This window comes from Nonomuraea sp. NPDC001684 (assembly GCF_053596515.1).
The window spans coordinates 1-1490 of the sequence record NZ_JBSFGJ010000858.1 but is presented as its reverse complement, the minus strand read 5'-3'; the positions used below and the strand labels follow the sequence as shown (position 1 = coordinate 1490).

At 74.0% G+C, this 1490-nt stretch carries 2 pseudogenes; one reads left to right on the top strand and one right to left on the bottom strand.

The annotated features are described in order from the left end of the window. Positions 1-428: pseudogene (locus ACWCSD_RS52535) on the top strand (hypothetical protein); the annotation flags it as partial. A 60-nt stretch (positions 429-488) separates the two neighbouring features. Here ACWCSD_RS52535 and ACWCSD_RS52530 read toward each other — a convergent pair. Beyond that, a pseudogene (locus ACWCSD_RS52530) lies at positions 489-1490 on the bottom strand (hypothetical protein); the annotation flags it as partial.

Here is a 1490-nt window from a genome sequence, read left to right as displayed (position 1 = left end):
GGTACAAGGACGACGACGACGACCGCTGCAAGGACGACGACCACGGCAAGGAATACGCCTGGTACCAGGACGACGACCGGTACAAGGACGACGACGACGACCGCTGCAAGGACGACGACCACGGCAAGGAACACGCCTGGTACCAGGACGACGACCGGTACAAGGACGACGACCGGTGCAAGGACGACGACCGCTACCGCGACGACGACCGGTACCGCGACGACGACCGCTACCGGGACGAGGAGCGCGACGACGACGACCGCTACCGCGACGGCGACCGCGACTGGGGCTACAACTACCGGTACGTGACCTCGCTGCGCTGCCGCCTGGGCGGTGGCGACGTCGTGCGTAGCTGGCACAGCCCGACCAGGCTGTCCTGCTACGGCGGACGGTACAACGGATACTGGGTGGTCAGCTACGGGCTGTGATGCCCGTGGCTGCCATCAGGGCGGGTCCGCACCACGCGGGCCCGCCCTTCTCGTGCCCGCCTACGGCGCGCACATGGTGAACCTGACCGACTTCGTCCTGGGCGAGGGGGTCAGGATCCGGTAGGTGACGGTGTGCCTGCCCTTCGCGGGGGTGATGAGCCTTCTGGAGCTGACGTAGCCGCTGCGGCTGTTCGCGGGGAAGCGGGACGAGCCGCGCTCGATGACCCTGCCGTCGTAGAGCCACTGGTAGGAGTAGGCGGCGCCGGGGCGGCTGGCGTTCACCCCGGCGGCGAAGTTCACCGCGCCGGTGTAGCAGGCGACCCCGGCCGAGTTGATCGTCGAGGAGCCCTGGACCCGCACGTACGCCAGGGCGAAGGAGGCCCTGCGGGTGGTGGCGGGCGGCGTCGTGGAGCGTTCCGACGGGCCCGTGGCGGAGGGGGTGGGGCGGGTCGCGCGGTGCTGCGGCGTCCTCGTGGGCCTCGACGCGGCCGTGCCGTGCCGGGACGGTCCCGCCGAGGCGGACGTGCGCACGGGCTCACGGGCGGACCGCACCTCGGCGTCCGCCTGGCGCTTGCCGGAGTTCCACACCACGACGCCGGCCGCCACCGACACGGCCACCGCCCCGGCCGCCAGCGCCAGCACCGGCGACCGCCGTCCCACCGCCCACCTGGACCGGCCCGCCGGCGAGGCGACCGGACCGTCGGCCGTCCCCGCGGGAGCGTGCCGATGGTCGTCAGGAGGCTCCGCGGCCGTTCCCGCGGGAGCGTCCCGAGAGTCCTCGGGAGGCGCCGGGGTGGCGGGGTGGGGCTCGCCCAGGACGAGCGGCAGGACGGCCGTCATGGGCGGGCGGGCCTGCGGATCCTTGGCCAGGCAGGCGCGGACGATGTCGCGCAACGGGTCCGGCAGGTCGCCGAGCTGGGGCTCGCCGCGCAGGATGCGTCCGGCGACCGCGGCCGGGGCGTCGTCGCCGAACGGCGGCCGGCCCGTGGCCGCGAACACCATCACCGACGCCCAGGCGAAGACGTCCGCCGCCGCTCCCGACGTCGCACCCGCCGCCGCCCC